The following is a 25,345-nucleotide window of genomic DNA, read 5'->3' as shown; positions in this document are numbered from 1 at the left end:
CGGTCAGACCGTGCGGGGTGCGACGAGGTCCAGCAGAGCCGCGTTGACGCGTTCCGGGGCCTCCCAGTGCGCGTAGTGACCGACACCGGTGACCGTGTGCATCTGCTGGGTGGGCGCGAAGCGGTGACTGCGGCGCACGGTGTCCGCGAGCACGTACGGGTCGAGGTCGCCGTGGAGGTGCAGGACCGGGATCCGCAGCGTCTGATCCATCGACGCCATGAACCGGCTGCCGTCCGGGCGGAACTGGCTGCGGAACGCCCACCGCTGGTACTCCAGGGTGCAGTGCGCGGTCCCGGGAATCTGAATCGCCGAGCGCATCCGTGACATCACGACGTCGAACTCCGGATTCTCCGTCCAGGTGGGGCCGGAGCGTTCGCGGATCAACCGTTCGACTTCCGACCCGTTGTCGCGGGTGAGGCGACGTTCGGGACGCCACGGCACCTGGCAGGACACGAACGAGGGCAGCAGGGCCTTGCGCTGGTAGCGGTCGTGGAGGACGGCCTGCTTGAGCGCGAGGGGATGCGGCGAGCTGACCAGTGCGATCGACCGGACGAGGCGAGCGTGCAGGACGGCCGTCGCCCAGCAGACGAGGCCACCGTCGGCGTGCCCGACGAGGGTGGCCTCGCCGTAGCCCATGGCCCGGATGAGGCCGGCGATATCGCCGGCCAGCGTCCACCCGTCGTAGCCGCGCGGCGGTTTGTCGGAATCGCCGTAGCCGCGGAGGTCGACGGCGACGGCCCGGTACCCCTCCGCGGACAGCGCGGTCAGCTGATGGCGCCACGACCACCAGAAGTCCGCGAACCCGTGCAGCAAGACGACGAGCGGCGCATCCGGTGCGGACGCGCCGACCTCGACGGTGTGGAAGCGGATTCCGTTGGCATGGATGTCGCGATGAATCCAGGGGCCGTCGAAACGGACGGTAGACGGATCGGGTGGTGCCACAGGAGCGAGTTACCGCGCGTGACGTCCGCTGGATGATGCGAGATGGGCTTCCGCATCCGAGTACGACGTCGGGAGCACCGACCTGGCCTGCTTCAGGGAGTCGATGGTCTTCTCGGGTGCGCGGAGTTTGCGTACCCGCAGATAACCGAGCAGGGCGAGGACCGCCGTCACCACGACCATGATCAGGAAGACGATCAGGAACGCCAGCCAGCGGGCGATCCACACGTCGAGGAGTTCGGCGAGGAAGAAGAAGAAGAAAAACGAGCTGAACAGCAGCACGGTGAACGCGAGGATGAAGAACAGGCTGCCCTGCAGACCCTTCTTGACCTCACCGGTGACCTCGGCCTTGGCGAGCTCGACCTCGGCGCGAAACAGGGTGGACACCTGCGCGGTCGCATGCTTGACCAGCGTGCCGAGGCTCGCCTCGCCGGGTGTCTGAGCGTCCACGTCCGTGAGCGGGATCGACGACACCGTGTTCGGCACCCCGTCTCCCGTGTATCGCGGGCTGTCTCCCTTGCCGTGAGTGATGCTCACTTGTCGACCCCTCCAGGTAGCTCTTGCACTTCCGAGTCATCCTTCCGGGCCGCATGGGCCCGACCGCGTCGCCACAGTAACGCTGATCCGATCAGCGACGCTGTCAACGATGTCACGAGCACCGCGACCTTAGCTATTTCGGCCTCGCTGCCGTCACCGATTCCCGCAAGCGCGAGATCCGCTACGAGAAGGCTAACGGTGAACCCGATCGCACCGAGCACTGAGAGGGCAAACATGTCCCGGAACCCCAGTGCTCGCGGCTTCTTCGCGATACCCAGGCGGATCGCGAGCCAGGAGATGCCGAAGATGCCGACGGTCTTGCCGACGAGGAGCCCCGCGATCACGGACTGCGAGATGGGGTTGGTGAACAGCTGCCCGAAGAGCTCGCTGCTCAGGGCCACCCCGGACGCGAACAGGGCGAAGATCGGGACGCAGACGCCTGCCGACAGCGGCTGGATGCGGTGCTCGAGGCGGGAGCCCGGGGATTCGCGCTCGCCGGGGTCGCGCCGGACCCGGGTGAGGAGGCCGAGCGCGACGCCGGCGAGTGTGGCGTGGATTCCGGCGTCGTGCATGCAGTACCAGGTGAGCAGCGCGAGTGGAACGTAGAGCAGGGGGGTCGTGATGCGCCGGTGCTGGGCGAACGCGTAGACGGCCAGGCACACAGCGGCGCCCAGCAGCCACAGCAGGGCGATGGAGCTGGTGAACAGGACCGCGATGAGCACGATCGCGAGAAGGTCGTCGACGACGGCCAGGCTGAGCAGGAACACTCGGGCGCTCGCCGGGATGCGAGACCCGGTCAGCGCCAGCACACCCAGTGCGAACGCGATGTCGGTGGCGACCGGGATGGCCCAGCCCCGGTCCATGCCGGGAGTGCCGGCGCCGATCGTCGCGGCGATGATCGCGGGCACCACCACGCCGCCGCAGGCCGCGATGATCGGGAGCAGGGCGCGTTTGCGGTCGGCGAGTTCGCCCACCACCAGTTCCCGCTTCAGTTCGAGGCCGGCGACGAAGAAGAAGACCGCCAGCAGCCCGTCCTGCGCCCACGTCCCGACCGTCAGGTTCAGGTGGAGCGCCTGCGGGCCGATCGGCCAGTCGCGCAGTGCGAAGTACGAATCCGAGACGGGGGAGTTCGCCCACACGAGGGCGATCGCCGCGGCGACGAGCAGGATCGAACCGCCGACCGTCTCGGTGCGGAGGTAGCGGGAGAGTTCGGAGCGGAGAGGCTGGGTCACCGGGGTCGCTCGCTTTCGATGTGGTCCGGGTACGGCAAATGCTCTGCCGACCAGACTTCCCGGCGCACCGAGATGAGCTTATCCAATTTGCCAAGCGAAAGACACGAGGTGTTCAATTCCTAAGGAATGGACTGTCGTCCCAATAGTTGAAATAGCATCGTGCAGGAGTAAGTCGAGTGAGCAGTGCCGTCGATACGTCGAAGCCCGAACCGGACGGCGGGGCCACCGTCGCCGGCGTACCCAGAAGCCGGATCGTCGTCGCGAGCATGGTGGGAACATCCATCGAGTTCTACGATTTCTACATCTATGCCACCGCGGCCGTGTCGGTGTTCCCACACCTGTTCTTCCCCAAGGGAAACGGCACCACCGCCCTGCTGGCGTCCCTGGCCACGTTCGGTCTCGCCTTCGTCGCCCGGCCGCTCGGCTCGATCCTGTTCGGCCACTTCGGCGACCGCATCGGACGCAAGACGACGCTCGTCGGCTCACTCCTCACCATGGGTATCGCCACGTTCGTGATCGGCCTGCTGCCGACGTACCACCAGATCGGCCTCGTCGCGCCCGCGCTGCTGGCGTTGATGCGCTTCTGCCAGGGTCTGGGACTGGGCGGTGAGTGGAGTGGCGCGGCGTTGCTCGCGACCGAGACCGCGCAGAAGGGCAAGCGGGCCTGGGCGGCCATGTGGCCGCAGCTCGGCGCACCCATCGGGTTCTTCCTCGCCAACGGTCTGTTCCTGATCATCACGCTGTTCCTGGACCACGACAACAGCACCCCCGACCTGGACGGCGCGTTCCTCACCTGGGGCTGGCGTATCCCGTTCCTGCTCAGCGCGATCATGGTGATGATCGGTCTGTACGTGCGGCTGAAGCTCGAGGAGACCCCCGTATTCGCCCGCGCCGTCGCGCGGGGCGAGAAGGTGAAGACCCCGCTGGCCGAGGTGTTCAAGACCAGCTGGCGTCAGCTGATCATCGGCACGTTCGTCATGCTCGCCACCTACACGCTCTTCTACATCATGACCACCTGGGTGCTCAGCTACGGCACAGGCAAGACCCCCGCCCAGGGCGGCACCGGAGCCGGCTTCCACTACACCGACTTCCTCGTCCTCCAGCTGATCGCGGTCCTGTTCTTCGCGGCCGCAGTCCCCGTGTCGGGGTGGCTGGCCGACCGCTACGGGCGCCGCATCACGCTGCTCACGATCACCGGGTTGATCATGGTGTTCGGGCTCACGTTCGGTGTGATGCTGAACCAGGAAGGCATGGGCAATGCCCGCATGCTCGTATTCCTGGCCATCGGAATGTTGTTGATGGGCATGACCTTCGGGCCGATGAGCGCCGTTCTGCCCGAGCTGTTCCCGACCAACGTGCGCTACACGGGTTCGGGGATCGCCTACAACACCGCCAGCATCCTCGGTGCCGCCGTCGCGCCGTTCATCGCCACCTGGCTCGCCACGTCGCACGGCGTCGGCTGGGTGGGCATCTACCTGCTGATCGCCGCCGCGCTCACGTTCGTCGCGCTGCTCGTCATGCGCGAGACGCGCGACCAGTCGCTCGACGACGTAGGGGCGTAGCCCCCGTGCGCCTTTCTGGTTGTTCCAACTACCAGAAAGGCGCACGGGCGGAGCCTATAGTTCTTGCATGGCGAAAGCCGTGCTGCTGTCCAGGACGGCCCGGATCCGGCTGCCGAAGCAGGATCTGTGGTCGTTCCTCGCCGATACCGATCGGCTCAACCGCAATATCGATCTGTCACCGGTGCACTTCGCTCCGATGCTGGACCGTCGGCGCAAGGGACACTATTCGGCGGAGACACGTTCGTACGGGCGGCGGGTGCGCTACGAGGAGTTCCCGTTCGAGTGGATCGAGGGCCGTTTTTACCACGTCCTCCGGCGGTTCTCCCGCGGTCCGCTCGCGGAGGTCTCGACGGGTGTCCGGCTCCACCCGGCCGCCGACGAGACCGAAGTCGAGGTGTTCGCCCGGATCGTCCCGCGGACCTGGTTCGGCGCGATTGCGGCGCGAACCCTACTGGCGCGCACGGGTATACGGAAGACGGTGGCGCTCGCGCGCGCGTTAGAACTCCACATCCGCGATCCGCAGACGCATGCCGTGCCCGCCCTGCCGCCGCCGGAGAAACTCGACGCCGGCCGGTTGGAACTCCGCACGGCACAGCTGACTCGATCGCACGATGCCCCGAACCTGATCGGGCGCTTGGAATCCCACCTGCGGACCGCGTCCGACCTGGAGGTGACGGGCATGCGACCGTTCGAGCTGGCGGACCGCTGGGGTGCCGATCGGATGCAGCTGCTCTACGTCTTCCTCCACGCCGCGGACTGCGGTCTGCTGGACCTGAGCTGGAGCGTGCTGTGCCCGGTCTGCCGGACCGTCCGCGAGGACGCCGGCCGGATTCGACAGCTGGCCAGCCGCGTCCATTGCGACACGTGCGACATCGCCTTCGACACCGACCTGGCCCGGTCGGTGGAGATCCGCTTCGACGTCAACCCGGCGGTCCGCCGGGCGGAGCGGGCCCGGTACTGCATCGGTGGTCCGGCGAATTCACCGTCGGCGGTGGCTCAGCTGCGGCTCGAGCCGGGGGAGCAGCGTTCCGAGCGGCTCGAACTCGACCCGGGGTGGTTGCGGCTCCGGTGCTATCAGGTGGGCACCCCGGTGGCCTGCGAGGTCGGCCCTGCCGGTGGAACGCTGCGGGTCGAGTGCGGGCCCGGTGAACTCCGGGTGCATGGTTCGCCCGACGCCGACGGGGCGATCCGGCTGGAGGTCGCCAACCGGCTCCCCGGCGAAGCGCTGGTGGTGGTCGAGCGGGAGCGGTGGAAGGACGCCGCGGCGACCGGCGCGCTCGTCACGTCGCTCGACGGTTTCCAGGACCTGTTCCCCGATCAAGGGGTGGCGCCCGGCGACGAGATCGGGATCGCGAACCTGGCGGTGCTGTTCACGGATCTGAGCGGCTCGACCGCCCTGTACGAGCGCATCGGGGACGTCCGGGCGTTCGCGTTCGTGCAGAGCCATTTCCGCTACCTGCATGATGCCGTGGTGCGCGAGAACGGCGGCGTCGTGAAGCAGATGGGTGACGCGGTCATGGCGACGTTCGCCGGTGCGAGGGAGGCCTGGTCGGCGGCGGTGTCGATGCAGTCCGGCTGGGACGATTTCCGTCGCGGGCACCTCGGCGACGACGATTCGGTGGCGTTGAAAGTCGGGCTGCACCAGGGGCCGGCCGTGATGATCGACAACGACGGCCGGATCGACTACTTCGGCGCGACCGTCAACCTGGCGGCGCGGGTGCAGGGTTGTGCGGCGGGTGGCGACATCGTCCTGTCCCGAGCCGTTCACGACGACCCGGAGGTGGCGCCGCTGCTGGCGGAATCGGACTACCGGTGCGACGTCTTCACGACCGGTCTGAAGGGTATCGGCGAGGAGCAGACGCTGTGGCGGCTTCGCCGCCCGTGAGTGGTTGAGGAGTGCAGGGACTCGTCAACCACTCACGGGGCGCGGAGCGACCTACTTGCCGCGGATCGCGTCGAAGACCTTGGGGTCGACGAGCGTGGAGGTGTCGCCGAGGTCGCGGCCTTCGGCGATGTCCTTGAGCAGGCGTCGCATGATCTTGCCGGAGCGGGTCTTGGGGAGTTCGGGCACGACGGTGATCTGGCGGGGTTTGGCGATCGGGCTGATCTCCCGGGACACTTCGGCCTTGAGTTCGGCGATGAGGGTGTCGCCGGTGTTTTCGACGCCTTCGCGGAGGATGACGAACGCGACGATGCCCTGGCCTGTGGTCTCGTCCGCGGCGCCGACGACGGCGGCCTCGGCGACACCGTGGTGTCCGACGAGGGCGGATTCGACCTCGGAGGTGGAGATGCGGTGCCCGGAGACGTTCATGACGTCGTCGACGCGGCCGAGGACCCACAGGGCGCCGTCCTCGTCGTACTTGGCGCCGTCGCCGGCGAAGTACCAGCCCTGCTCGGGGTAGCGGGACCAGTAGGTTTCGCGGTAGCGGTCCATGTCGCCCCAGATGCCGCGGAGCATCGCCGGCCACGGCTTGTCGAGCACGAGGTAGCCGGAGCCGCCGGCGCCGAGTTCGTTGGCGTCGTCGTCGACGATCTTCGCGGAGATGCCGGGCAGCGGGGCCATCGCGGAGCCGGGTTTGGTGGCGGTGATTCCGGGGAGCGGGGAGATCATGATCGCGCCGGTCTCGGTCTGCCACCAGGTGTCGACGATCGGGGCCGTGTTTCCGCCGATCACCTCGCGGAACCACTTCCAGGCCTCGGGGTTGATCGGTTCGCCGACCGAGCCGAGGAGCCGGATCGAGGACAGGTCGTGGGCGTCGGGAATTTCCCTGCCCCACTTCATGAATGTGCGCACCAGGGTGGGTGCGGTGTAGTAGATGCTGACGCCGTACTTCTCGATGATCTGGAAGTGGCGGTGCTCGTCGGGGGAGTTCGGGGTGCCCTCGTAGACCACCTGGGTGACACCGTTCGAGAGTGGCCCGTAGACGATGTAGCTGTGGCCGGTGACCCAGCCGATGTCGGCGGTGCACCAGTAGACGTCCTGGCCGGCCTTGTGGTCGAACACGTTGTGGTGGGTGTACGAGGCCTGGGTGAGGTAGCCGCCGGAGGTGTGGATGATGCCCTTGGGCTTTCCGGTGGTGCCGGAGGTGTACAGGATGAACAGCGGGTGTTCGGCGTCGAACGGGGTCGCCTGATGGGTGTCGGACGCCTTGTCGACGGTCTCGTGCCACCACAGGTCACGACCCTCGGCGGTGTCGACGTCGATGCCGGTGCGCTTGACGACCAGCACGTGCTTCACCGAGGTGGCGCCAGCATCCGTCGGATCACCGGCTACGCCAGCCAGGGCCTCGTCGACGGCGGGCTTGAGGGGTGCGGCCTGGCCGCGACGCCACTGTCCGTCGACGGTGACGACGAGCTTGGCTTCGGCGTCGTCGATGCGTGAGCGCAGGGCGCTGGCGGAGAAGCCGGCGAACACCACCGAGTGGGTCAGGCCGAGGCGGGCGCAGGCGAGCATCGTGACGATGGCTTCGGGGATCATCGGCATGTAGATCGCGACGCGGTCGCCGGCGACGAGTCCGAGGTCGCTGAAGGTGTTGGCGGCCTTGCTCACTTCGGCGAGGAGGTCGTTGTAGGTGAGGTCGCGGGTGTCGCCCGGTTCACCCTCGAAGTGGATGGCGACGCGGTCGCCGTTGCCGGCGAGGACGTGGCGGTCGACGCAGTTGTAGGCGACGTTGAGGCGTCCGTTCACGAACCACTTCGCGACCGGGGCGTCGGACCAGTCGAGGACGTCGGAGAAGGGGGCGTGCCAGTGCAGGCGCTCGGCCTGCTTCGCCCAGAATGCGAGACGGTCCTCGTCGGCGGCAGCCTGGAGGTCGGGGCCGGCGTTCGCCGTTGCGGTGAACTCGGGGCTCGGCGGATACACCTGCGGGACGGAATCAGAATGTTCCGACTTCTCCGTCGCTCCGCTCGCCTGTGCTGCACTGGTCATTGTGGCCCGGCCTTCTTTCCAGTCTCGAATTCGGCACTTCTAGCACGTGTGAGGGTAGTCACATGGTCTCTCGAGCGCACCGTTGCACAGGGTTGCATGCCCATATTCTGCGACGATCGGTCGACTGCGCGCGACGGACGGCGATCGGGGACGACGAGTGGAGACCCCCCGTGCCGACGATGTTTCGATCAGGTGCCGATTGCACGAGTTTCGCCCGTCGTGGCTACACAGATTGAAACGCTGACTTATCGTCATGCCATCATTCGGGCTGCGCCCGGAACCGCGGCCCGGAACCATGCAGATCTGGGAGGATCGTTTTGCGCATCACACGTGTGGCAACCGCCGTTCTGGCGGTCGGCCTGGCAGCAGGGATGCTGTCCGCCTGCTCGTCCGGTGATTCGACGAGCGGGGGTGGTAGCGGAATCGTCAACGCCTGGGCAGGTGAACCGCAGAATCCGTTGATTCCCACCAATACCAGCGAGAATCAGGGTGGCCGCGTCGTCGATTCGCTGTTCGCGGGGCTCGTCTCCTACGACTCCGACGGCGGGGTGAACAACGAGGTCGCCGAGTCCATCGAGACGACCGACGGCAAGAACTTCACCGTGAAGCTGAAGGATGGGTGGACGTTCACGGACGGCACGCCGGTCACAGCGGCCTCATTCGTCGACGCCTGGAATTACGGCGCGCTGTCCACGAATGCGCAGATCCAAGCGTCGTTCTTCGACCCGATCCAGGGCTACGACGAGGTGGCCGCGGAGAACCCGACCGTGCAGACCATGTCGGGACTGAAGGTGGTCGACGACTCCACGTTCACGATCGAACTGAAGCAGCCCGAGTCGGCCTTCCCGGACCGCCTCGGGTTCGCCGCGTACTACCCGCTGCCTGCGGTGGCGTACCAGGACATGGCCGCGTTCGGTGAGAACCCGATCGGCAACGGTCCGTACATGATGTCCGGCCCCGGAGCGTGGCAGCACAACGTCCGGATCGACACCGTCGTGAACCCCGACTACAACGGCAACCGTAAGCCGAAGAACGCCGGCGTCGACTTCGTCATGTACAACAGCCTCGACACGGCGTACACGGATCTGCTCGCGGGCAACGTCGATGTTCTCGACCAGGTGCCGCCGAGCGCGGTCACGACGTTCGAGACCGATCTGCCGGGCCGCACCGTCAACCAGCCGTCCGCGACCATCGAGACGTTCACGATCCCGGGCCGTCTGCCGCACTTCAGCGGCGAGGAGGGCACGCTGCGCCGCCAGGCCATCTCGATGTCGATCAACCGCGACCAGATCACCCAGCAGATCTACAACAACACCCGCACGCCCGCGCTCGACTTCACCAGCCCCGCCATCGAGGGCTGGTCGGATTCGCTCGTCGGCAACGGCAACCTGAAGTACGACCCGGAGACGGCGAAGAGGCTGTGGGCCCAGGCCGATGCCATCGCCCCGTGGTCGGGCAGTTTCGAGATCGCGTACAACGGCGACGGTGGCCACAAGGAATGGGTCGACGCCACCGCCAACAACATCCGCAACACCCTCGGTATCGACGCGAAGGGCAAGGAGTACCCCACGTTCGCGCAGATCCGCACCGAGGCCACCAACCGCACCATCCCCAGCGCGTTCCGTTCGGGGTGGCAGGGTGACTACCCGCAGCAGTACGGCTTCCTCGCGCAGAACTACCAGACCAGTGGCAGCTCCAACGACGGCGACTACTCGAACCCCGAGTTCGACCGGCTTCTGCGTGCCTCCGCGGGTGAGGTCGATCCCGACAAGGCCCAGGAACTGCTGAACCAGGCGCAGGAAGTTCTCCTGCGCGACCTGCCTGCCGTCCCGACGTGGTACCGCAACGCCGCCAGCGGCTGGTCGGAGAACGTGTCCAACGTGGTCATCGACTGGAAGGGCATCCCGATGTATTCCGACATCGAGAAGAACTGACGCACCGGAGATTGTTCGACGACGAGTGGGGCCGCGAGCTGTCAGTTCGCGGCCCCGCTCGGGAGTGCGAGCCGAGGCTTCGGATTCCTGACGTCACTGCTCCCGACGAATAGGAGGTGATCCGATGCTCTGGTACGTTGGTCGCCGTTTGCTCCAGATGATCCCCGTGTTCCTCGGGGCCACGTTCCTGATCTATGCGATGGTGTTCCTGCTGCCGGGAGACCCGATCGCCGCGCTGGCCGGCGACAAGGCGCTCAGCCCCGCGGTGGCGGCTCAACTTCGTGCCCGGTACCACCTCGACGAGCCGTTCCTGACGCAGTATCTCCTGTATCTGAAAGGCATCTTCACCCTCGACTTCGGTACGTCATTCTCCGGCCGCCCCGTCAGTGAGGTGCTGGCGCAGGCATTCCCGATCACCATCAAGTTGTCCCTGATGGCACTCGCCATCGAGGGGATCTTCGGGATCGGCTTCGGCCTGTGGGCCGGACTCCGCAAGGGCGGCGTCTTCGACAGTTCCGTTCTCCTCGTGAGCCTGGTGATCATCGCGATCCCGATCTTCGTCATCGGTTTCCTAGCCCAGTTCTTCGTCGGCGTGAAATGGGGGTTGGTGCCGCCGACGGTCGGGGGTAACACCAGTTTCAAGAATCTGCTGCTACCCGCGTTCGTCCTCGGGTCGGTGTCGTTCGCGTACGTGCTCCGGCTCACCCGGACGTCGGTCGCCGAGAACCTCACCGCCGACTACGTGAGAACCGCGACGGCCAAGGGTCTTTCGCGTCGCCGCGTGGTGCAGGTGCACGTGCTGCGGAACTCGCTGATCCCGGTGGTCACGTTCCTGGGCGCCGATCTCGCCACCCTGATGGGCGGCGCGATCGTCACGGAGGGCATCTTCAACATCAACGGTGTCGGCGGCACGATCTATCAGGCGGTCACGCGCGGTGAGGCGCCGACGGTGGTGTCCTTCGTGACGGTGCTGATCGTCATCTATCTGCTCGCCAACCTGCTCGTCGACCTCCTGTACGCCGCGCTCGACCCGAGGATTCGCTATGTCTGAGAAAGTGGGGAAAGAGTCGGCCCGGACGGGCGACCGGAAAACCCGTCAGGCGCATTTCGTGGCACCCGAAGAGGTGGCGGCGCCGGGGGAGACCGACGCCGTCCACATCGACCAGCCGCCGACGAGCATGTGGTCGGATGCGTGGCGGGATCTCCGCAAACGTCCGTTGTTCCTGGTCGCGACGGTGATCATCGTCGTGGTGATCGCCGTGGCGGCTTTCCCTGCTCTGTTCACCAGCACCGACCCCAGGTTCTGCGATCTCGCGTTCAGCATGCAGGGGCCCTCGGCGGGGCACTGGTTCGGATTCGACAAGCAGGGTTGCGACATCTATTCCCGCACGATCTACGGGGCACGGGCGTCGGTGCTGGTGGGTGTCGGTGTCACGTCGATCGTGCTCGTCGTGGGCGTGGTGTTCGGTGCGGTCGCCGGGTTCTACGGCGGCTGGGCCGACTCGCTGCTGTCCCGGGTCGCCGACATCTTCTTCGGCATCCCGCTCATCCTCGCCGCGATCGTCCTGATGCAGCTGTTCGCCAACCGCACCATCTGGACGCTGATCGTGGTCCTCGCCCTGTTCGGCTGGCCTCAGATGGCGAGAATCGCTCGTGGCTCGGTGATCTCGGCGAAGAACAACGACTACGTGATGGCGTCGCGGGCGCTCGGTGTGTCGAACGTGCGTACCCTCGTCCGGCACGTGCTGCCGAACTCCCTTGCCCCGATCATCGTGATCGCGACCATCTCGCTCGGCATCTACATCGTGGCCGAGGCGACGCTGTCGTTCCTCGGCATCGGTCTGCCGTCCACCGAGATCTCGTGGGGCGGCGACATCAGCACGGCCCAGGTCACGCTGCGTCAGGGGTCGCCGATCCTGTTCTATCCGGCGACCGCGCTGGCGATCACGGTGCTCGGTTTCATCATGATGGGCGACGCTCTCCGGGACGCGCTCGATCCCAAGGCCCGGAAGAGGTGACCGTGGTGTCCACGAACGAACCAGCCGGACCGCAGAATTCGGCCGACGAGGTGCCGCTGCTCGAGATCCGGGACCTGGAAGTGTCGTTCCAGTCCCATTCCGGGCTCGTGCCCGCGGTGCGCGGTGTCAGCCTCACGGTGTATCCGGGGCAGACCGTGGCGATCGTCGGTGAGTCCGGTTCGGGCAAGTCCACGACCGCCCACGCGATCATCAACCTGCTACCCGGGACGGGAAAGGTCACCGGCGGTCGGATCCTGTTCGAGGGGCAGGACCTCGCGGAGGCGTCCGAGCGCGAGTTCGTCGAGCTGCGCGGTCAGAAGATCGGCCTCGTCCCGCAGGACCCGATGTCCAACCTCAACCCGGTGTGGAAGGTCGGTTTCCAGATCGAGGAGGCGTTGGAAGCCAACGGGATCGCGAAGGGCAAGGCCGCGAAGGCGCGTGCCGCCGAGCTGCTCGAGGAGGCCGGACTCGCCGACGCCGAGGACCGCCTGGGCCAGTATCCGCACGAGTTCTCCGGTGGCATGCGCCAGCGCGCGCTCATCGCGATCGGGCTTTCGGCTCGCCCGCAACTGCTGATCGCGGACGAGCCCACGTCGGCCCTCGACGTCACGGTCCAACGCCAGATCCTCGACCACCTCGACGGTCTCACCAACGAGTTGGGCACCGCGGTCCTGCTCATCACCCACGACCTCGGTCTGGCCGCCGAGCGGGCCGAGCATCTGATCGTCATGAGCAAGGGGCGGGTGGTCGAGGCGGGGCCGGCGCTGGAGATCCTGCAGCGGCCGCGCCACCCGTACACCCGGAAACTGGTGGCCGCGGCGCCGTCGCTGGCGTCGCAACGCCGGAGTTCTTCGCTGGCCCGTGCGGACATTCGGGAGCACGCCCTCGAGGTGGTCGGCGAGGCCGAACAGCACGGCGAGATCGGCGTCGAGTTCGGCAAGGCCACCGACGACGTGGTCGTGGCCACCGGGCTGACCAAAATGTTCAAGATCCGGCACGGGCTACGGAAGTCCACCGACTTCACCGCCGTCGACGACGTCTCCTTCGCGGTCCGGCGCGGGACGACCACGGCCATCGTCGGCGAGTCGGGGTCGGGCAAGTCGACGGTCGCGCAGATGGTCCTCGGACTTCTCGCGCCGACGTCGGGGAATGTCGTGTTCGACGGCAAGGACGTCGCGACGCTGGACCGCCGGGAGACGCTCGCATTTCGCCGCCGGGTGCAGCCGATCTTCCAGAATCCGTACGGCACGCTCGACCCGATGTACTCGATCTTCCGCACCGTCGAGGAGCCCCTGCGCACCCACAAGGTGGGGACGAAGGCGGAGCGGGAAGCGCGGGTACGCGACCTGCTGGACAAGGTGGCGCTGCCGGCTTCGGTGATGCGGAGGTTCCCGAACGAGTTGTCCGGTGGCCAGCGGCAGCGGGTGGCGATCGCCCGGGCGCTGGCGCTGCAGCCGGAGATGGTGGTGTGCGACGAGGCGGTGTCGGCGCTCGACGTGCTGGTCCAGGACCAGATCCTGACCCTGCTGAACGACCTGCAGGCGGAGCTGGGGTTGACGTACCTGTTCATCACCCACGACCTGGCGGTGGTGCGGCAGATTGCCGACGACGTGCTCGTCATGTCCACCGGCGCGATCGTGGAGAAAGCGACGACGGACGAGGTCTTCACGTCGCCGAAGGAGGAGTACACGCGGAAGCTGCTGGATGCGATTCCCGGCGGATCGATCCGGCTCGGCGCCTGACGCGGAACGGCGCCGGGTAGCGTTCCGGTACGTGAGCGACCCGTTGCAGCCCCTCGTCGACCTTCCCGGCGTCCGCGAAGCCGCGGACCGTGCGCGCGACGCGCTCGGCGCGGTTCACCGCCACAAGACCAACCGGCGCGGCTGGCCGACCACGGCGGCCGAGGCGGCGGTCCGGGCGGCCCGCGCCTCGGCGTCGCTGGACGGCGGCAGCACCGAGTTACCCGCTCCCGGCGAGGTCGGCGATCCGATTCTGTCGGGGGCGCTGCGGGTTGGGCAGGCCCTCGACGGTGACGCGCTCACGCTTCTGCAGTCCACCTGGCAGCGGGCACCCCTGCAGGCCCTCGCGCGGTTGCATCTGCTGGCCGCGGCCGACCTCGTGGAGGATCAGGAATTGCTCGGCAGGCCGCGTGCCGGGTCCGGCGTCGCGGAGCGGCTCGACGGTCTCGCCCAGCTCGTGACGGGGGGAACGGCTGCGCCCGCGCCGGTTCTGGCGGCCGTGGTGCACGGGGAATTGTTGACGCTGAAGCCGTTCGGGGTCGGCGACGGTATCGTCGCGCGCGCCGCGTCACGTCTGGTTTCCGTGGCGAGCGGGCTCGATCCCCACAATCTCGGGGTCCCGGAGGTCAGCTGGTTGCGCCGACAGCAGGCGTACCGCAATGGGGCTGCCGCATTCGCGTCGGGCGAACCGGAGGGTGTCGGCAGCTGGGTGGTCCTCTGCTGCGGCGCTCTGGAGGCCGGAGCCCGGGAGGCCACCTCGATCGCGGAAGCCGCAGCGAGTTAGTCGAAATCCTTTGCATTGCAAGAAGTTTCCGAACATGTGAAACGGGCGGCGCTGCCGACTGCTGCCGACTTCGCCGCCCGTTAGCACGGACAACCGGTTACCAAGCGTGCAAGGTGGGTTGTGTGGGTGGCCTCGGCGAGAGTCCGAATATCGTCGGGTCGTCCTTGCAACCTGTGCAGGGTCCTTGCCGGTGAAGACTCGAGTCTCGCAGGCCCACAACGCTTCTGCCCTTATAGTGGCTTATGCTTCGCGTGGGTGCCTAGTGCCCGTGCTGGGAATCCTGGTCGGGAGATCGATCCTTCTCTTCTGGGTCGACCTTGGCCTTCCGTTCTTCCGTAACTCCTTTGTACCCCGTGACCCCCCTCACAGCAAGTATCAAATTCGGTTTGTGACCGTGTCGCGGGTTGCGGCCGTCAGCGCTTGCGGCGCAACACTCCATACGTGAACGCGCCCGCGACCAGGGCCCCGACGCTCACCGCCGCCGTGGCCGCAACGGTGGTGGCGGACGGCGCCTGGAGGCGTGCCCGGAGGGAGACCGGATTGGAGAAAGTCAATATGGGCCAACCGTTTCCGGCCGCAGCCTTCCGCAACGCCCGGTCCGGGTTGACCGCGGTCGGGTGGCCGACCGCGGTCAGCATCGGGAGATCGGTCACGGAGTCGGAGTAGGCGTAGCATGCTGACAGGTCGTAGTGGTATTCGTCGGCCAGTTGCCGCATTGCGTCCACTTTGCCTTCGCCGTAGCAGTAGAACTCCACCTCGCCCGTGTAGAGCCCGTCCTCGACCGCCATGCGGGTGGCGGTGCTGCGCGTGGCCCCGAGTGCCTCGGCGATCGGCGCCACCACCTCCTCGCCCGACGCCGAGACCACGATGACGTCGTGGCCCCGCAGCTTGTGGTCCGCGATGAGGTCGGCGGCCTCGGCGAACACCAGGGGGTCCACGATGTCGTGGAGGGTTTCGGCGACCACGGACCGGACCTGGTCCACGTTCCAGCCCGCGCACATGCTCGTGAGGTAGGCGCGCATCCGCTCCATCTGATCGTGGTCCGCGCCCGACAGCAGGAACAGGAACTGCGCGTAACTGCTCTTGAGGACCGATCGGCGGTTGATCAGACCCTGATCGAAGAACGGTCTGCTGAACGCGAGGGTGCTGGATTTCGCGATGATCGTCTTGTCGAGGTCGAAGAATGCGGCAACCCGACCCGTCTCGGTGTGTCGACCTGTCTTGGCACTTCTCTGCGGCTTCGCGGTCACAATCTCCAAGGATATGCGGACTTCGGGTGGGGCGGAGGCTCGTATGAACGGGCGAAGGAAGGGTCTTTCGGCACTATCGACACGACGGAACGTTCAACAGTTGAACTTGCAAATACTGATTGGGGGAGGTGTAGTATTGCTGATGTTCGGATTTAATCCGGACGATGTTCAGCCCGACCCCCCGGGGCTGAACACAGACGACCCTCGCCTCCTCCCCCCCTGGCGAGGGTCGTCCTCTGTGCGCGGCAGGTCTGCCGCACTTCTCGACCCGGATTCCGAAATTGGTGCGGTTGTACCAGTTTCTATCCACAGGGCCGAAGTTGTCCACAATTGAGCCGAGCCCCTTCCTGCGGCCTCCCTCAGCGGGCACGCTCGCTGCATGGACGCAGAAAGCGGGGGTGAAGTGCTGGTTCTGGTCGACGATCCGGCGCTGCTGCACAGCATCAGGCGCGTCGCGGCGGCGGCCGACCGGGCGCTGAACGAGGTCGATGTCGCCGACGCCCGGCACGTCTGGGGAAGCGCCCCGATCGTCGTGCTCGACGCGCGCGCGGCCGCCGCGTGCCGCAACCGGCTCCCACGCCGGCGCCGTGTCGTGCTGCTGTGCGACGGACCGCCCGGCATCGACGAGTGGCGGATCGCGACCGCGGTCGGTGCAGAACACGTGCTCGCGGTGCCCGAGGACGAGTCGGCGCTGGTCGCCGTGCTCGGCGAGCAGCCCCAACGTCCCGAAGCGGACGGCACCGTTGTCGCCGTCGTCGGCGGATGCGGTGGTGCGGGCGCCTCCACGCTCGCGGCGGCGACAGCCCTCACCGCCGCGTCGCGACCGCAGCCCACGCTTCTGCTCGACACCGACTCGTGGGGATCCGGCCTCGACGTGCTGCTGGGTGTCGAGGACGTGCCCGGACTGCGATGGTCGGGGCTGTCGATCGAGGGCGGCCGGATCTCCTCGAGCGCGCTTCGGGACGCTCTCCCCGCCCGCGGCGAGCGCCTGCGGGTGCTCGCCTGCAGCAGGACGGGGCACGGCGCCGGACCGACAGCGGCCGCAGTCCGTGCGGTCACCGATGCCGGCCGCCATGCGGGCGATCTGGTCGTGTGCGACGTGTCGCGGTTCCCCGGCCCGGTCACGGAAACCGTCCTCGAACTCGCCGATCTGGTGGTCCTCGTCGTGCCCGCGACCGTCCGGGCCTGCATCGCCGCGGGAAAGGTGTCGCAGTGGATCACCGAGAGGAACCCGAACCAGGGACTCGTGGTCCGCGGCCCGGCGCCCGGTGGGCTCCGCGGAGCCGACGTGGCAGAGGTTCTCGACCTGCCGCTGATCGCATCGATGCGCGCCGAGCGCGCGCTCACCGGAATGCTCGAACACGGCGGCCTCAGGCCGAGCCGGCGCTCCCCACTGGGCGCTGCGGCCGAGGCGGTCCTCGACACGGTTGGCAGCAGACCGCGGTCGCGGGAGTGGGCGGCGTGAGTTCCCTCGTCACGCCCGACCTCCTCGATCGGGTGCGCGAGCGTCTCGCGCACACGTCCGGCGAGCCGACGCCGGCGACGGTCGCCGCTGCCATCCGCACCGAGTCCGGTGGCGTGCTCGGGGACACCGACCTGCTCGGGGCGCTGCGGGTGCTCATGACCGAACTCACCGGCGCCGGCCCGCTCGAGTCGTTGCTGACGGAACCGGGAGTCGCGGACGTGCTCGTCACGGCGCCCGACCAGGTGTGGATCGACCGGGGCCGCGGGCTCGAACGCGCAGCTGTCCGATTCACCGACGAGGCGGCGGTGCGCCGGCTCGCCCAGCGTCTGGCGCTGTCTGCCGGACGCCGTCTCGACGACGCTCAGCCGTGGGTCGACGGAAGACTGCGGGACGTCGGGAACGGCTCGTTCGGCGTGCGGCTGCATGCCGTCCTTGCTCCGGTGGCCCAGGGCGGCACCTGCCTGTCGCTGCGGGTGTTGCGCCCGGCAACCCAGGGGCTCGGTGCGCTCGTCGCGAGCGGTGCCGTGGCCGAGGCGGCCCACGACCTGCTGGTGAAGATCGTGCAGGCACGGCTCGCCTTCCTGGTTACCGGCGGCACCGGGGCCGGAAAGACGACTCTGCTGGCCGCGCTGCTGGGGGCGGTGGACCCGGCGGAACGGATCGTGTGCGTGGAGGATGCCGCGGAGTTGGCGCCGACGCACCCGCACGTGGTCCGGCTCGTGGCTCGGGCACCCAACGTCGAGGGCGTGGGTGAGGTGACCGTCCGGGACCTCGTCCGTCAATCCCTGCGTATGCGCCCCGACCGGATCGTCGTCGGTGAGGTTCGCGGCGCCGAGGTCGTCGACCTGCTGACGGCGCTCAACACGGGTCACGACGGCGGTGCCGGGACGGTGCACGCCAACTCTCCCGAGGAGGTTCCGGCGCGGCTCGAAGCGCTTGCGGCACTGGGCGGAATGGACCGCGCGGCGCTGCACAGTCAGCTGGCCGCCGCCGTGCAGGTGGTCCTGCACGTCCACCGCTCTTCGAGCGGGACGCGGCGGCTGACGCAGATCGGCGTCGTCACTCGCGACGAGTACGGGCACGTCACGATCGTGCCCGCCTGGAACCACGACACGGGTGAGGGTCCGGCGGTGGACCGGCTCCGCCACTTGTGTTCTCGGCGTGGACCGGTGGATTCGGTGACGGGGGTGCCATCGTGATCGCCGGTCTGGTGGTGCTCGCCTGTGCGGTGCTGGCGGTGCCGTCCGCGAGATCGCGGCCCCGGTTGCTCGCGGTGACGGGCCGGGAAGGTTACCGTCGCCGGATTCGTCTGCCCTGGATGGTTCCGGCTGCGTTCGCCGGCATTCCGATCGCGTACGAACTGGGCGGACTCTGCGCGGTCCTCGCTGCAATGATCGTTTGTGCAACAGTGCGTTTCAGGTCATTGCGACGCAGGTCGGCGAAAGCGAAGGACGCCGATCTGCGCGTCGTACTGTCGAGTCTCGAGGTGGTGACGGCGGAACTTCGGGTGGGCGCCCATCCCGCTGCCGCATGTCAGACGGCGGCCGACGAGTCGGCGGGCAGTGTGGCGGCGGCATTCCGGGCCGCGTCGGCGCGCTCGCGGCTCGGAGGATCTGCCGCCGACGGGTTCCGGATCGCGGACTCCCGCGTCGGTGCCGAGTTGGGGCGGATCGCCGATATCTGGGCGGTGGCCGACGCGCACGGCCTCGCACTCGCGGAGCTGCTCGAGGCGGCACGGGCGGACCTGTTGGGACGCAGCCGCTTCCGTCAGCGAACGGAGGCGTCGCTGGCTGGGGCGAGGGCGACGGCGACCGTACTGGCCGGGCTGCCGCTGCTGGGTGTCGGTCTCGGCCAGATGATGGGGGCGTCCCCTCTGGCGGTGCTGTTCGGCGGCGGTGTGGGTGGAATCCTGTTGCTGCTCGGTGCGGGGCTGGTGTGCGCGGGCCTGTTGTGGACCGACCGGATCACCGGACGGGTGACGGGATGATCTGGGGCGCGGTACTTCTCCTCGCCTGCGCCGTGCTGGTGTTGCCCGCACCCAGATCGCCGGTGCAGCGACTGCGCGGCGACCGCGGTGGCCCGAGTGATGCGGCGTCCGCGGTGGACGATGGCGCGCGCCGCGGGGACCCGCTCGCGATCGCAGCGACCTTCGACCTGCTGGCAGCGTGCCTGCGCGCCGGACTGCCGGTCGCGACCGCGGCGCAGGCCGTGTCGCGGTCGGCGCCCGCGCCGCTGTCGGAGTCGCTGCGCCGGGCCGCGGACCTGCTGTCGCTGGGGGCGGATGCGGCGACCGCGTGGGAGGCGGCGGCGTCGGACCCGGCCACCGAATCGCTCGCCCGCATGGCGCGCCGGTCGGCCGCATCGGGATCGTCGCTCGCCGGTTCCATGACAGAACTCGCTGCCGACGGCCGGATCCAGGTCGAGCATCTGGCGGCTGCGTCGGCCGAACGAGCGGGTGTGCTCATCAGTGGCCCCCTCGGGCTGTGCTTCCTGCCGGCATTCATCTGTCTCGGGATCATCCCGGTCGTCGTCGGGCTGGCCTCGCGTGTGCTGGACGGCGGGCTGTTGTGACAGATCGATACTTCCGGCGCAGAACCGCTGCGCCGGACACTCTGAAGGGGGAACACCATGGAACACGGAATCCGGGCCTTGGCGGAAGTTCGGGCACTGACGGCCCGCTTGACGATGCTCGCGACGGACGAGGACGGCATGTCGACCGCGGAGTACGCGATAGCTGCGTTTACTCCCCTAAAAATTGACCCCGGTAGGTGCTACCAACACCGACCAGGGTCTAGGACACACACGGTCAGGAGCCGTCATGCGCCATGGAAGAAGTGTATCTCCGTCCAGTGACAAGCTTGAGCATCTGCTCGCTTTCGTCGCGATGAACATCATCTTGATCGGCGTCTACGCCGGTTCGATCCTCTTCGCTCGTCTCCTGCTCGCCCTCGGGTGGGCGGCATGAGCACCTACACGATCAACCAAGCCGCTGATCTTCTCGGTGCGGACACCGACGACGTCATCGACGCTGCCGGTCTCACCTTGGGTGAGCTGGAGCTTGGAGCCGTCGAGATCGGTCTCTCAGTGACCGATTACCGGAACGTCCCGGTCCTCCGGCAACAAGACCTCGCAGTCATCGCATCCCGACTGGATGCTCGGCCCTACCTCTGACACCACCCGAGCCCTGTTAGGCCTTCTACGGGCCTCTCAGGGCCAAACGTCGTTATCCGTGCGAGTCCGACGCTAACCAACCGCATCCGTGATCCATCCCTAGTCCCCGCGAGCGGCGCGGGGCACCTGATCGAGTGGAGTGCACGCCGTCGAACAGGTCCAACGAAGCTCGATGTCCTCGTAGACATCGGGCCAGAAGTGTTGGCCGAGACGGTATATCGGGGTATGGCTACCGGGCGACCTTGGGGGAGGGGATCAAACACAGGCACCGTTAGGTGTCCGTTCGGTCCGGGACTGCCGCCCCGCAGGGGCGTCCTTAGACGAGTCCCCACTCCTTCTCGATCCGAGCAACCTCAGCCGAGAGCTCTTCCACCTTGTCTGAGTCCTCGAAGCTCCAGGAGATCTCGTTAATCGCATTCGCTTCGATTGTCAAACGAGGACGAAGCGATTCGAACCATCGCAGGCCCGACAGCGATTCAAGATACGAGGGGCCTGAACCTCGGTCCCGTTCCTTTTGAACACGCTTTTCGTGTTCTTCATGGATGCCGATCCGCCATTCGGCGACCATCGCACGTCGGTGTTCCTGTCGCGTCTTGCTCATCTCGGTTTCGTGGAGCTTGTCCAGCTTCCTGGATTCAATCCCCCAGTTGACGCGAGGACCGAGAAGCGAAACGGCGGAAGTGAAGAAGCCACCGATCGCGCCACCGATGACACCAGCCCAAACAGGATCAACCATGTCCTCAGTATGAACCGACCTCGCGGTACGAAAGCCTCGCGGATAGGTCGGTCATCCCGAGGGGTGTCGATTCGGAGCTGGGCAGAGGTCCTATCTTGATCTTGGTGCGGATCCACCCGTACCCATGAGAAAGGCTGGCAATGCCACAGACGTTCCCCGCAGACTCCGTTATGCCCCCTGAGTGGTATGCCTCGAACCGGAGGTGCTACCAGGAGGTTGATACCGACCACCAGGATCGCAAGACCGTGAAGTGGGTCCGTGACTTCGCCCCTGAGGGAGCAGACTTCCAGGTCGAGCTGATGTGTACCGATACCCACAACGACGACCTCTCGGTTACCCGTGGGATCGACATCATCCGTACCGGGACTACGGCCAACTCCACGTACGTCCCCGAGGTTGTCGCAGCCGTCGACAAGTGCAAGCAGGAAGCTTGGGCGGCGAAGCGTCCGTAATCGGGCGAGTCACATGAGAATGCCCCCGGTCCCATTGGGCGCGGGGGCTTCTCAGTCCAATGTCAAGTTCATTGCGACGAAGGTGGGCGGACCTCCTGCGGAGCGTTCGGAACGATCCGGGACAAGATCGCCGACGCCTCTGGCGTGAGCTGTCCGCCCTTCCGGCCTGCCGAGCCGGTGAGTAGTCCTTCTTTACGCGCTCTCCATAAGTGCCCCCGGATCGTCTGCAACGACTTCCCGATGTCCTCGGCGAGATGCTCGACCGGCTTCGCCTGCCCCGAGTTCACACGGGAGACGTACGCCGACGACAACAACGCCAAATACTCGGGACTGATGCCCTTGGCGAGCGCGTCACGGATCCGCTCGATCCGGCCCGCCTCGTATTCGTCCGACCGCCTCCGCCATCTGTCGGCATTCGCAAGCTGACTCCGCAGCTTGGCCATAGCGGCGCGGAAGTCCACCGAGCGCAGGACAGTGCTCGATATTCCCCCTGCCGGGTACGCCTGCGGATCGGACGGCTCGATCAAAACTGCGATCGGCCCGCCCTGGATGTCCCCCTCCTCCGGCCAGGCCATTTTCACTGTCCAGTCGGGTCCGAGATCCATCTCCACGTGGCGATTCGATTTCATGCGCCGACCCTAGCACCAAACTCAACATGTTGGAGTTGACGGACATGTTGAGCTTGTGTCATAGTCATGCCAGCGCCGGATGGACCGGCGATACACACGAGGAGATACACACAGTTGAAGACCACTACCGGGGTCGACGCGTTCGCTTGGCTCGATGCGATCGAATCGCACCCCTCTACGTCGAGTGCTGACTCATTGGTTGCACTCGGGATGCTCGGCGTTGCGACGGACCGGACGCCAGAGGAGATGGACGAGGGCACGTTGCGTCTGCATGTTGCGGGATTCTTGCGCCCCGTTGCGATCGACGGCAACGACTACACGTACGAGTTGGCAATACCGGAAGCCGTTGCGGCATAGGCGCAATATCCCAGGTCCAGCCGTTGCATCGGCAACGCAACATCCGCAACGCACGCAATACACGACAGAGCCCCCGGCGCTGGAATCGCCGGGGGTTCCTTGTCTCCACCCTACTCACACAAAGGAATCCATGACTACCGACAACGTGACCAACCTGTTTCCGGCTGGTCCAAGCTGCTGGGAAGGCACGCCATTCATGACGTTCGACTACTGGGCCGACAAAGCCGACGAAACCCCAGACTTCCTGATCGAGGGCTTGATCCACAACGAAGCCACCATCGTCAGCGGCAAACCGACCGTAGGCAAGACCCGGCTGGTTGCCGCAATGGCGGCTGCTGTAGCCCGAGGCGATCGGGAGTTCTGCGGACAGCGCGTGAACGCCCACGGCAACGTATTGGTGATCACCACCGATCCCGGAGAATCTGGCCGATGGGGTCTTCGGATGCGGGAGCACGGCGTTCCCGCCGACACAGTCGGGATCACTCGATACAACGCTGACCACTGGGACCGCTACCTACACGCCGCGAAACATGCGCGGCTGTTGGTGTTCGACAATGTGCTGGGCTCTCTTGGGTCGGGCAAGGTCAGCGACGACGACGCCGCACGAGCCTTGACGTCGGAGCTGACGAAGATCCAAGAGAACGGAACCACCGTGATCTTGGTGGCTCACTCCGCGAAGAACTTCGAGGCCCAATCAGGAAGCCATACACCGACTGGTGCCATGGGCTCGACTGCATACGCTGCCTGGGAGCGTCTGAACCTGCACGTCCACGATGTGACCGAGCCCAACACCAGGGCAATCAAAATTCGATCCAACGATCACGCCGACCGGAGCTTGCTGCTGGCGGCGAACTGGGGCCGCGCCTCTGCGGAGTGGGAACTGTTGAACTCCACCGAGGACACTCGCCAGCGAACTGAAGAGACGTACGCGAAGCGTCGTGACCTCTTCGCCCAGGTGGTCAACGATCCTGAGCTGAGGACCATCAGGAATCAGGCTGAGATCGGTCGTCGGCTGTATGAGGCGGACCCCAACGGCTTCGCAAATGGAGAGGCAGCGCGGCAAGCGTTCCGGAAGGCGATGTCGGCAGCGGGAGGCAGATTCGAGTCCGGCAAATGGCAGTTGTGAGCACTGCTCCCACTGGAACACTTTCCTGCATCTATGCAGGTCAGAGCGTTTTGAGCTAGAACAATTCCCACGGTCTCAGATCAGCGTTTTCGCAGGTCAGACCCGGTTGTTCCGTTGTTGATCCCCCCTATAAATATCACCCCCGCAACAACAACTCCCTCGGAGCCTTTCCGGCTCCGCATCGGAGGGCGAAGGACAACTGAGCCCCCCGGTCTCCGTTTCATCCCGACCGGGTCTCTGACGGATCAAAGGAGTCAGAGTCATCGGACAGGGACCGGCTTCATGGCCGGTCCTTCCGGGCAGCCTCGAAGCTGCCACACCGGGAAGTTGTCACTTCCCCACAGGCCGGAGTCAGTGCCGGCCAACCATCCACCAGGAAAAACACGTGAGCGTCTTTGTGGGCGCTCCACAACACGAGAGAATCAACATGAGCTTCAAGAGCACAATGGACGACGCCCGAGGCATCGGGAGCCCGAAAAAATACCGGCCGTACCAGTGCTGGTCACACCAAGACCGGCACAGGCAGTTCCGGAACCTGCCGCCTGATGAAGAAGACGACGACATCGATGACGACATGTTCGCTGTCGGCTTCGTAATCGAGAGCGGATTCTCACGGGACAACCTGCTCGAGGTGTGCCGTCTGTGCAGGAAGCCGTTGAATCTGCCAGAGCACAGAGGCAAAGGGGAACAACCCACGTACTGCTCCGCCCGCTGCAAGCAAGACGTCCACAACGCCCGCCGCCGGGCCGAACGACGTGCAAACCGGCCTCGGCCCGAGCCGAAGATGTTCGACCTGGACGGCGTCTACATCGCTGGCGTGGGAAAGCTCGACTACTCCCCCGCCGAGTGGAACCGGCTGCAGCCGCGTAGTGATCCGTCTCTGTGGGGCGAACGGCCCCGTGGTGGATGGTCACCGGCAGGAGGCCCGTTGCGACGGGGCGACGGCAGAGAGGGCTACGAGGCCGAGGCCGAGGAGTACTCGCTCCCGGTCCACCGGTCCATCATGCTGATGCGCCACAACCGCATCAGGGGATCTGTGGAGACAGCTGCGGACAGGATCGCACGCCGGTACGGCACAGGTGGAAGTCCCATGCCGCCAGAGCTTCCCCATGACTGGGATCGAGTGACAATCACGTGGAGGTATCCAGGCAGGGAGATCAACGGAGCCCTGAAACAGGTGGATGACAATGTGTGGTTCATCTCACAGTGATCAACCCCCGAAATCGGTTACGCGAATCGCTTACTTATGAGGGAGGAGAGACCCGTTTCAGGTCGGTGTTTCTCCTCCCCCGAGCGCCGCCATTCTCTCCGGCGCTCCCGGCTTCGGTCGAGCTTTCCGCCCCCGGTCAACGGACAGCTCCCGAAGCTCAGGCTTCCCGACGATTCGTCGTCAACAACGGGCACAGACCCAGATGGTCTGTGCCTTCTACATTTCGCCAAAACCATGATCCTCATGAAAGGAGGTGTTCGCATGACCATGTGCCCG

General features: G+C 66.5%; 24 protein-coding genes. 17 read left to right on the top strand and 7 right to left on the bottom strand.

The window, feature by feature from the left end; genetic code table 11:
* Window positions 1-3 precede the first annotated feature (3 nt).
* The 3 genes from ACFWAY_RS31455 to nhaA are packed head-to-tail and all read right to left on the bottom strand — an operon-like array spanning window position 4 to window position 2,708.
* Complete coding sequence (locus tag ACFWAY_RS31455; RefSeq protein ID WP_378457435.1) at window positions 4-942, bottom strand: alpha/beta fold hydrolase; 939 nt, start codon at window positions 940-942, stop codon at window positions 4-6.
* Window positions 943-951: 9 nt separating this feature from the next.
* Window positions 952-1,476, bottom strand: coding sequence for a phage holin family protein (locus ACFWAY_RS31450; RefSeq protein WP_378457434.1), 525 nt, complete (start codon window positions 1,474-1,476; stop codon window positions 952-954).
* Entirely contained in the window at window positions 1,473-2,708 is a 1,236-nt protein-coding gene (gene nhaA / locus ACFWAY_RS31445) for a Na+/H+ antiporter NhaA (RefSeq protein ID WP_378513280.1), read from the bottom strand. Before nhaA ends, ACFWAY_RS31450 begins: the two co-directional genes overlap by 4 nt.
* Window positions 2,709-2,884: 176 nt before the next feature.
* On the opposite strand from nhaA, the gene ACFWAY_RS31440 reads away from it, so the two are divergent.
* Both ACFWAY_RS31440 and ACFWAY_RS31435 read left to right on the top strand, forming a co-directional pair.
* Entirely contained in the window at window positions 2,885-4,270 is a 1,386-nt protein-coding gene (locus ACFWAY_RS31440) for an MFS transporter (RefSeq protein WP_378457432.1), read from the top strand.
* Between the two features lie 67 nt (window positions 4,271-4,337).
* Window positions 4,338-6,155, top strand: a complete 1,818-nt coding sequence (locus tag ACFWAY_RS31435; protein ID WP_378513279.1) for a DUF5939 domain-containing protein — start codon at window positions 4,338-4,340, stop codon at window positions 6,153-6,155.
* 51 nt (window positions 6,156-6,206) lie between these two features.
* On the opposite strand, the gene acs is transcribed toward ACFWAY_RS31435, so the two are convergent.
* Window positions 6,207-8,198, bottom strand: a complete 1,992-nt coding sequence (gene acs, locus ACFWAY_RS31430; protein ID WP_378513278.1) for an acetate--CoA ligase — start codon at window positions 8,196-8,198, stop codon at window positions 6,207-6,209.
* A 317-nt stretch (window positions 8,199-8,515) separates the two neighbouring features.
* Here acs and ACFWAY_RS31425 point away from each other — a divergent pair, with 317 nt between their 5' ends.
* From ACFWAY_RS31425 to ACFWAY_RS31405, 5 genes are all read left to right on the top strand, one after another.
* Entirely contained in the window at window positions 8,516-10,132 is a 1,617-nt protein-coding gene (locus ACFWAY_RS31425; protein ID WP_378513277.1) for an ABC transporter substrate-binding protein, read from the top strand.
* A gap of 124 nt (window positions 10,133-10,256) precedes the next feature.
* Window positions 10,257-11,183, top strand: coding sequence for an ABC transporter permease (locus ACFWAY_RS31420; RefSeq protein ID WP_378513276.1), 927 nt, complete (start codon window positions 10,257-10,259; stop codon window positions 11,181-11,183).
* A complete protein-coding gene (locus tag ACFWAY_RS31415) occupies window positions 11,176-12,150 on the top strand; it encodes an ABC transporter permease (RefSeq protein ID WP_378513275.1) in 975 nt (324 codons plus the stop codon). Before ACFWAY_RS31420 ends, ACFWAY_RS31415 begins: the two co-directional genes overlap by 8 nt.
* Entirely contained in the window at window positions 12,147-13,892 is a 1,746-nt protein-coding gene (locus ACFWAY_RS31410) for a dipeptide ABC transporter ATP-binding protein (RefSeq protein WP_378457426.1), read from the top strand. The genes ACFWAY_RS31415 and ACFWAY_RS31410 overlap by 4 nt, the downstream gene beginning before the upstream one ends.
* Before the next feature lie 31 nt (window positions 13,893-13,923).
* Entirely contained in the window at window positions 13,924-14,673 is a 750-nt protein-coding gene (locus tag ACFWAY_RS31405; RefSeq protein ID WP_164063501.1) for an oxidoreductase, read from the top strand.
* Between the two features lie 413 nt (window positions 14,674-15,086).
* Here the strand turns inward: ACFWAY_RS31405 and ACFWAY_RS31400 are convergent, their stop codons facing one another.
* On the bottom strand, window positions 15,087-15,923 hold the full coding sequence (locus ACFWAY_RS31400) for an HAD-IB family hydrolase (protein WP_378457425.1): 837 nt from the start codon (window positions 15,921-15,923) through the stop codon (window positions 15,087-15,089).
* A gap of 379 nt (window positions 15,924-16,302) precedes the next feature.
* Here ACFWAY_RS31400 and ssd point away from each other — a divergent pair, with 379 nt between their 5' ends.
* The 6 genes from ssd to ACFWAY_RS31370 all read left to right on the top strand — a co-directional run bounded on the left by ssd (window position 16,303) and on the right by ACFWAY_RS31370 (window position 20,559).
* Window positions 16,303-17,388, top strand: coding sequence for a septum site-determining protein Ssd (gene ssd / locus ACFWAY_RS31395; RefSeq protein ID WP_378457424.1), 1,086 nt, complete (start codon window positions 16,303-16,305; stop codon window positions 17,386-17,388).
* The gene (locus tag ACFWAY_RS31390) at window positions 17,385-18,587 is read left to right on the top strand and encodes a TadA family conjugal transfer-associated ATPase (protein ID WP_378513274.1); all 1,203 of its coding nucleotides are present in this window, start codon (window positions 17,385-17,387) and stop codon (window positions 18,585-18,587) included. Before ssd ends, ACFWAY_RS31390 begins: the two co-directional genes overlap by 4 nt.
* Window positions 18,584-19,375: a type II secretion system F family protein gene (locus tag ACFWAY_RS31385; RefSeq protein WP_378457422.1), complete on the top strand. Its 792-nt coding sequence runs from the start codon at window positions 18,584-18,586 to the stop codon at window positions 19,373-19,375. Before ACFWAY_RS31390 ends, ACFWAY_RS31385 begins: the two co-directional genes overlap by 4 nt.
* Window positions 19,372-19,959 carry a type II secretion system F family protein gene (locus tag ACFWAY_RS31380; RefSeq protein WP_378457421.1) on the top strand — a complete coding sequence of 196 codons (588 nt, stop codon included), beginning with the start codon at window positions 19,372-19,374 and terminating at the stop codon, window positions 19,957-19,959. Before ACFWAY_RS31385 ends, ACFWAY_RS31380 begins: the two co-directional genes overlap by 4 nt.
* 247 nt (window positions 19,960-20,206) lie before the next feature.
* A complete protein-coding gene (locus ACFWAY_RS31375; RefSeq protein WP_378513273.1) occupies window positions 20,207-20,353 on the top strand; it encodes a hypothetical protein in 147 nt (48 codons plus the stop codon).
* Window positions 20,350-20,559: a hypothetical protein gene (locus tag ACFWAY_RS31370; RefSeq protein ID WP_378513272.1), complete on the top strand. Its 210-nt coding sequence runs from the start codon at window positions 20,350-20,352 to the stop codon at window positions 20,557-20,559. The genes ACFWAY_RS31375 and ACFWAY_RS31370 overlap by 4 nt, the downstream gene beginning before the upstream one ends.
* A gap of 316 nt (window positions 20,560-20,875) precedes the next feature.
* Here the strand turns inward: ACFWAY_RS31370 and ACFWAY_RS31365 are convergent, their stop codons facing one another.
* Window positions 20,876-21,295: a hypothetical protein gene (locus ACFWAY_RS31365; protein ID WP_378513271.1), complete on the bottom strand. Its 420-nt coding sequence runs from the start codon at window positions 21,293-21,295 to the stop codon at window positions 20,876-20,878.
* 245 nt (window positions 21,296-21,540) lie between these two features.
* Here ACFWAY_RS31365 and ACFWAY_RS31360 point away from each other — a divergent pair, with 245 nt between their 5' ends.
* On the top strand, window positions 21,541-21,747 hold the full coding sequence (locus ACFWAY_RS31360; RefSeq protein WP_378513270.1) for a hypothetical protein: 207 nt from the start codon (window positions 21,541-21,543) through the stop codon (window positions 21,745-21,747).
* A 68-nt stretch (window positions 21,748-21,815) separates the two neighbouring features.
* On the opposite strand, the gene ACFWAY_RS31355 is transcribed toward ACFWAY_RS31360, so the two are convergent.
* Window positions 21,816-22,376, bottom strand: coding sequence for a hypothetical protein (locus tag ACFWAY_RS31355; RefSeq protein ID WP_378513269.1), 561 nt, complete (start codon window positions 22,374-22,376; stop codon window positions 21,816-21,818).
* A gap of 114 nt (window positions 22,377-22,490) precedes the next feature.
* Here ACFWAY_RS31355 and ACFWAY_RS31350 point away from each other — a divergent pair, with 114 nt between their 5' ends.
* From ACFWAY_RS31350 to ACFWAY_RS31340, 3 genes are all read left to right on the top strand, one after another.
* Entirely contained in the window at window positions 22,491-22,733 is a 243-nt protein-coding gene (locus ACFWAY_RS31350; protein ID WP_378513268.1) for a hypothetical protein, read from the top strand.
* Between the two features lie 130 nt (window positions 22,734-22,863).
* On the top strand, window positions 22,864-23,859 hold the full coding sequence (locus tag ACFWAY_RS31345; RefSeq protein ID WP_378513267.1) for an AAA family ATPase: 996 nt from the start codon (window positions 22,864-22,866) through the stop codon (window positions 23,857-23,859).
* Between the two features lie 385 nt (window positions 23,860-24,244).
* The gene (locus tag ACFWAY_RS31340; RefSeq protein ID WP_378513266.1) at window positions 24,245-25,069 is read left to right on the top strand and encodes a hypothetical protein; all 825 of its coding nucleotides are present in this window, start codon (window positions 24,245-24,247) and stop codon (window positions 25,067-25,069) included.
* The last annotated feature ends 276 nt before the right edge of the window (window positions 25,070-25,345 follow it).

This window comes from Rhodococcus sp. NPDC059968 (assembly GCF_042738615.1).
Classification (GTDB): Bacteria; Actinomycetota; Actinomycetes; order Mycobacteriales; family Mycobacteriaceae; genus Rhodococcus_F.
The sequence above is the reverse complement of the archived record's forward strand: the minus strand, read 5'-3'. Positions and strand labels throughout refer to the sequence as shown.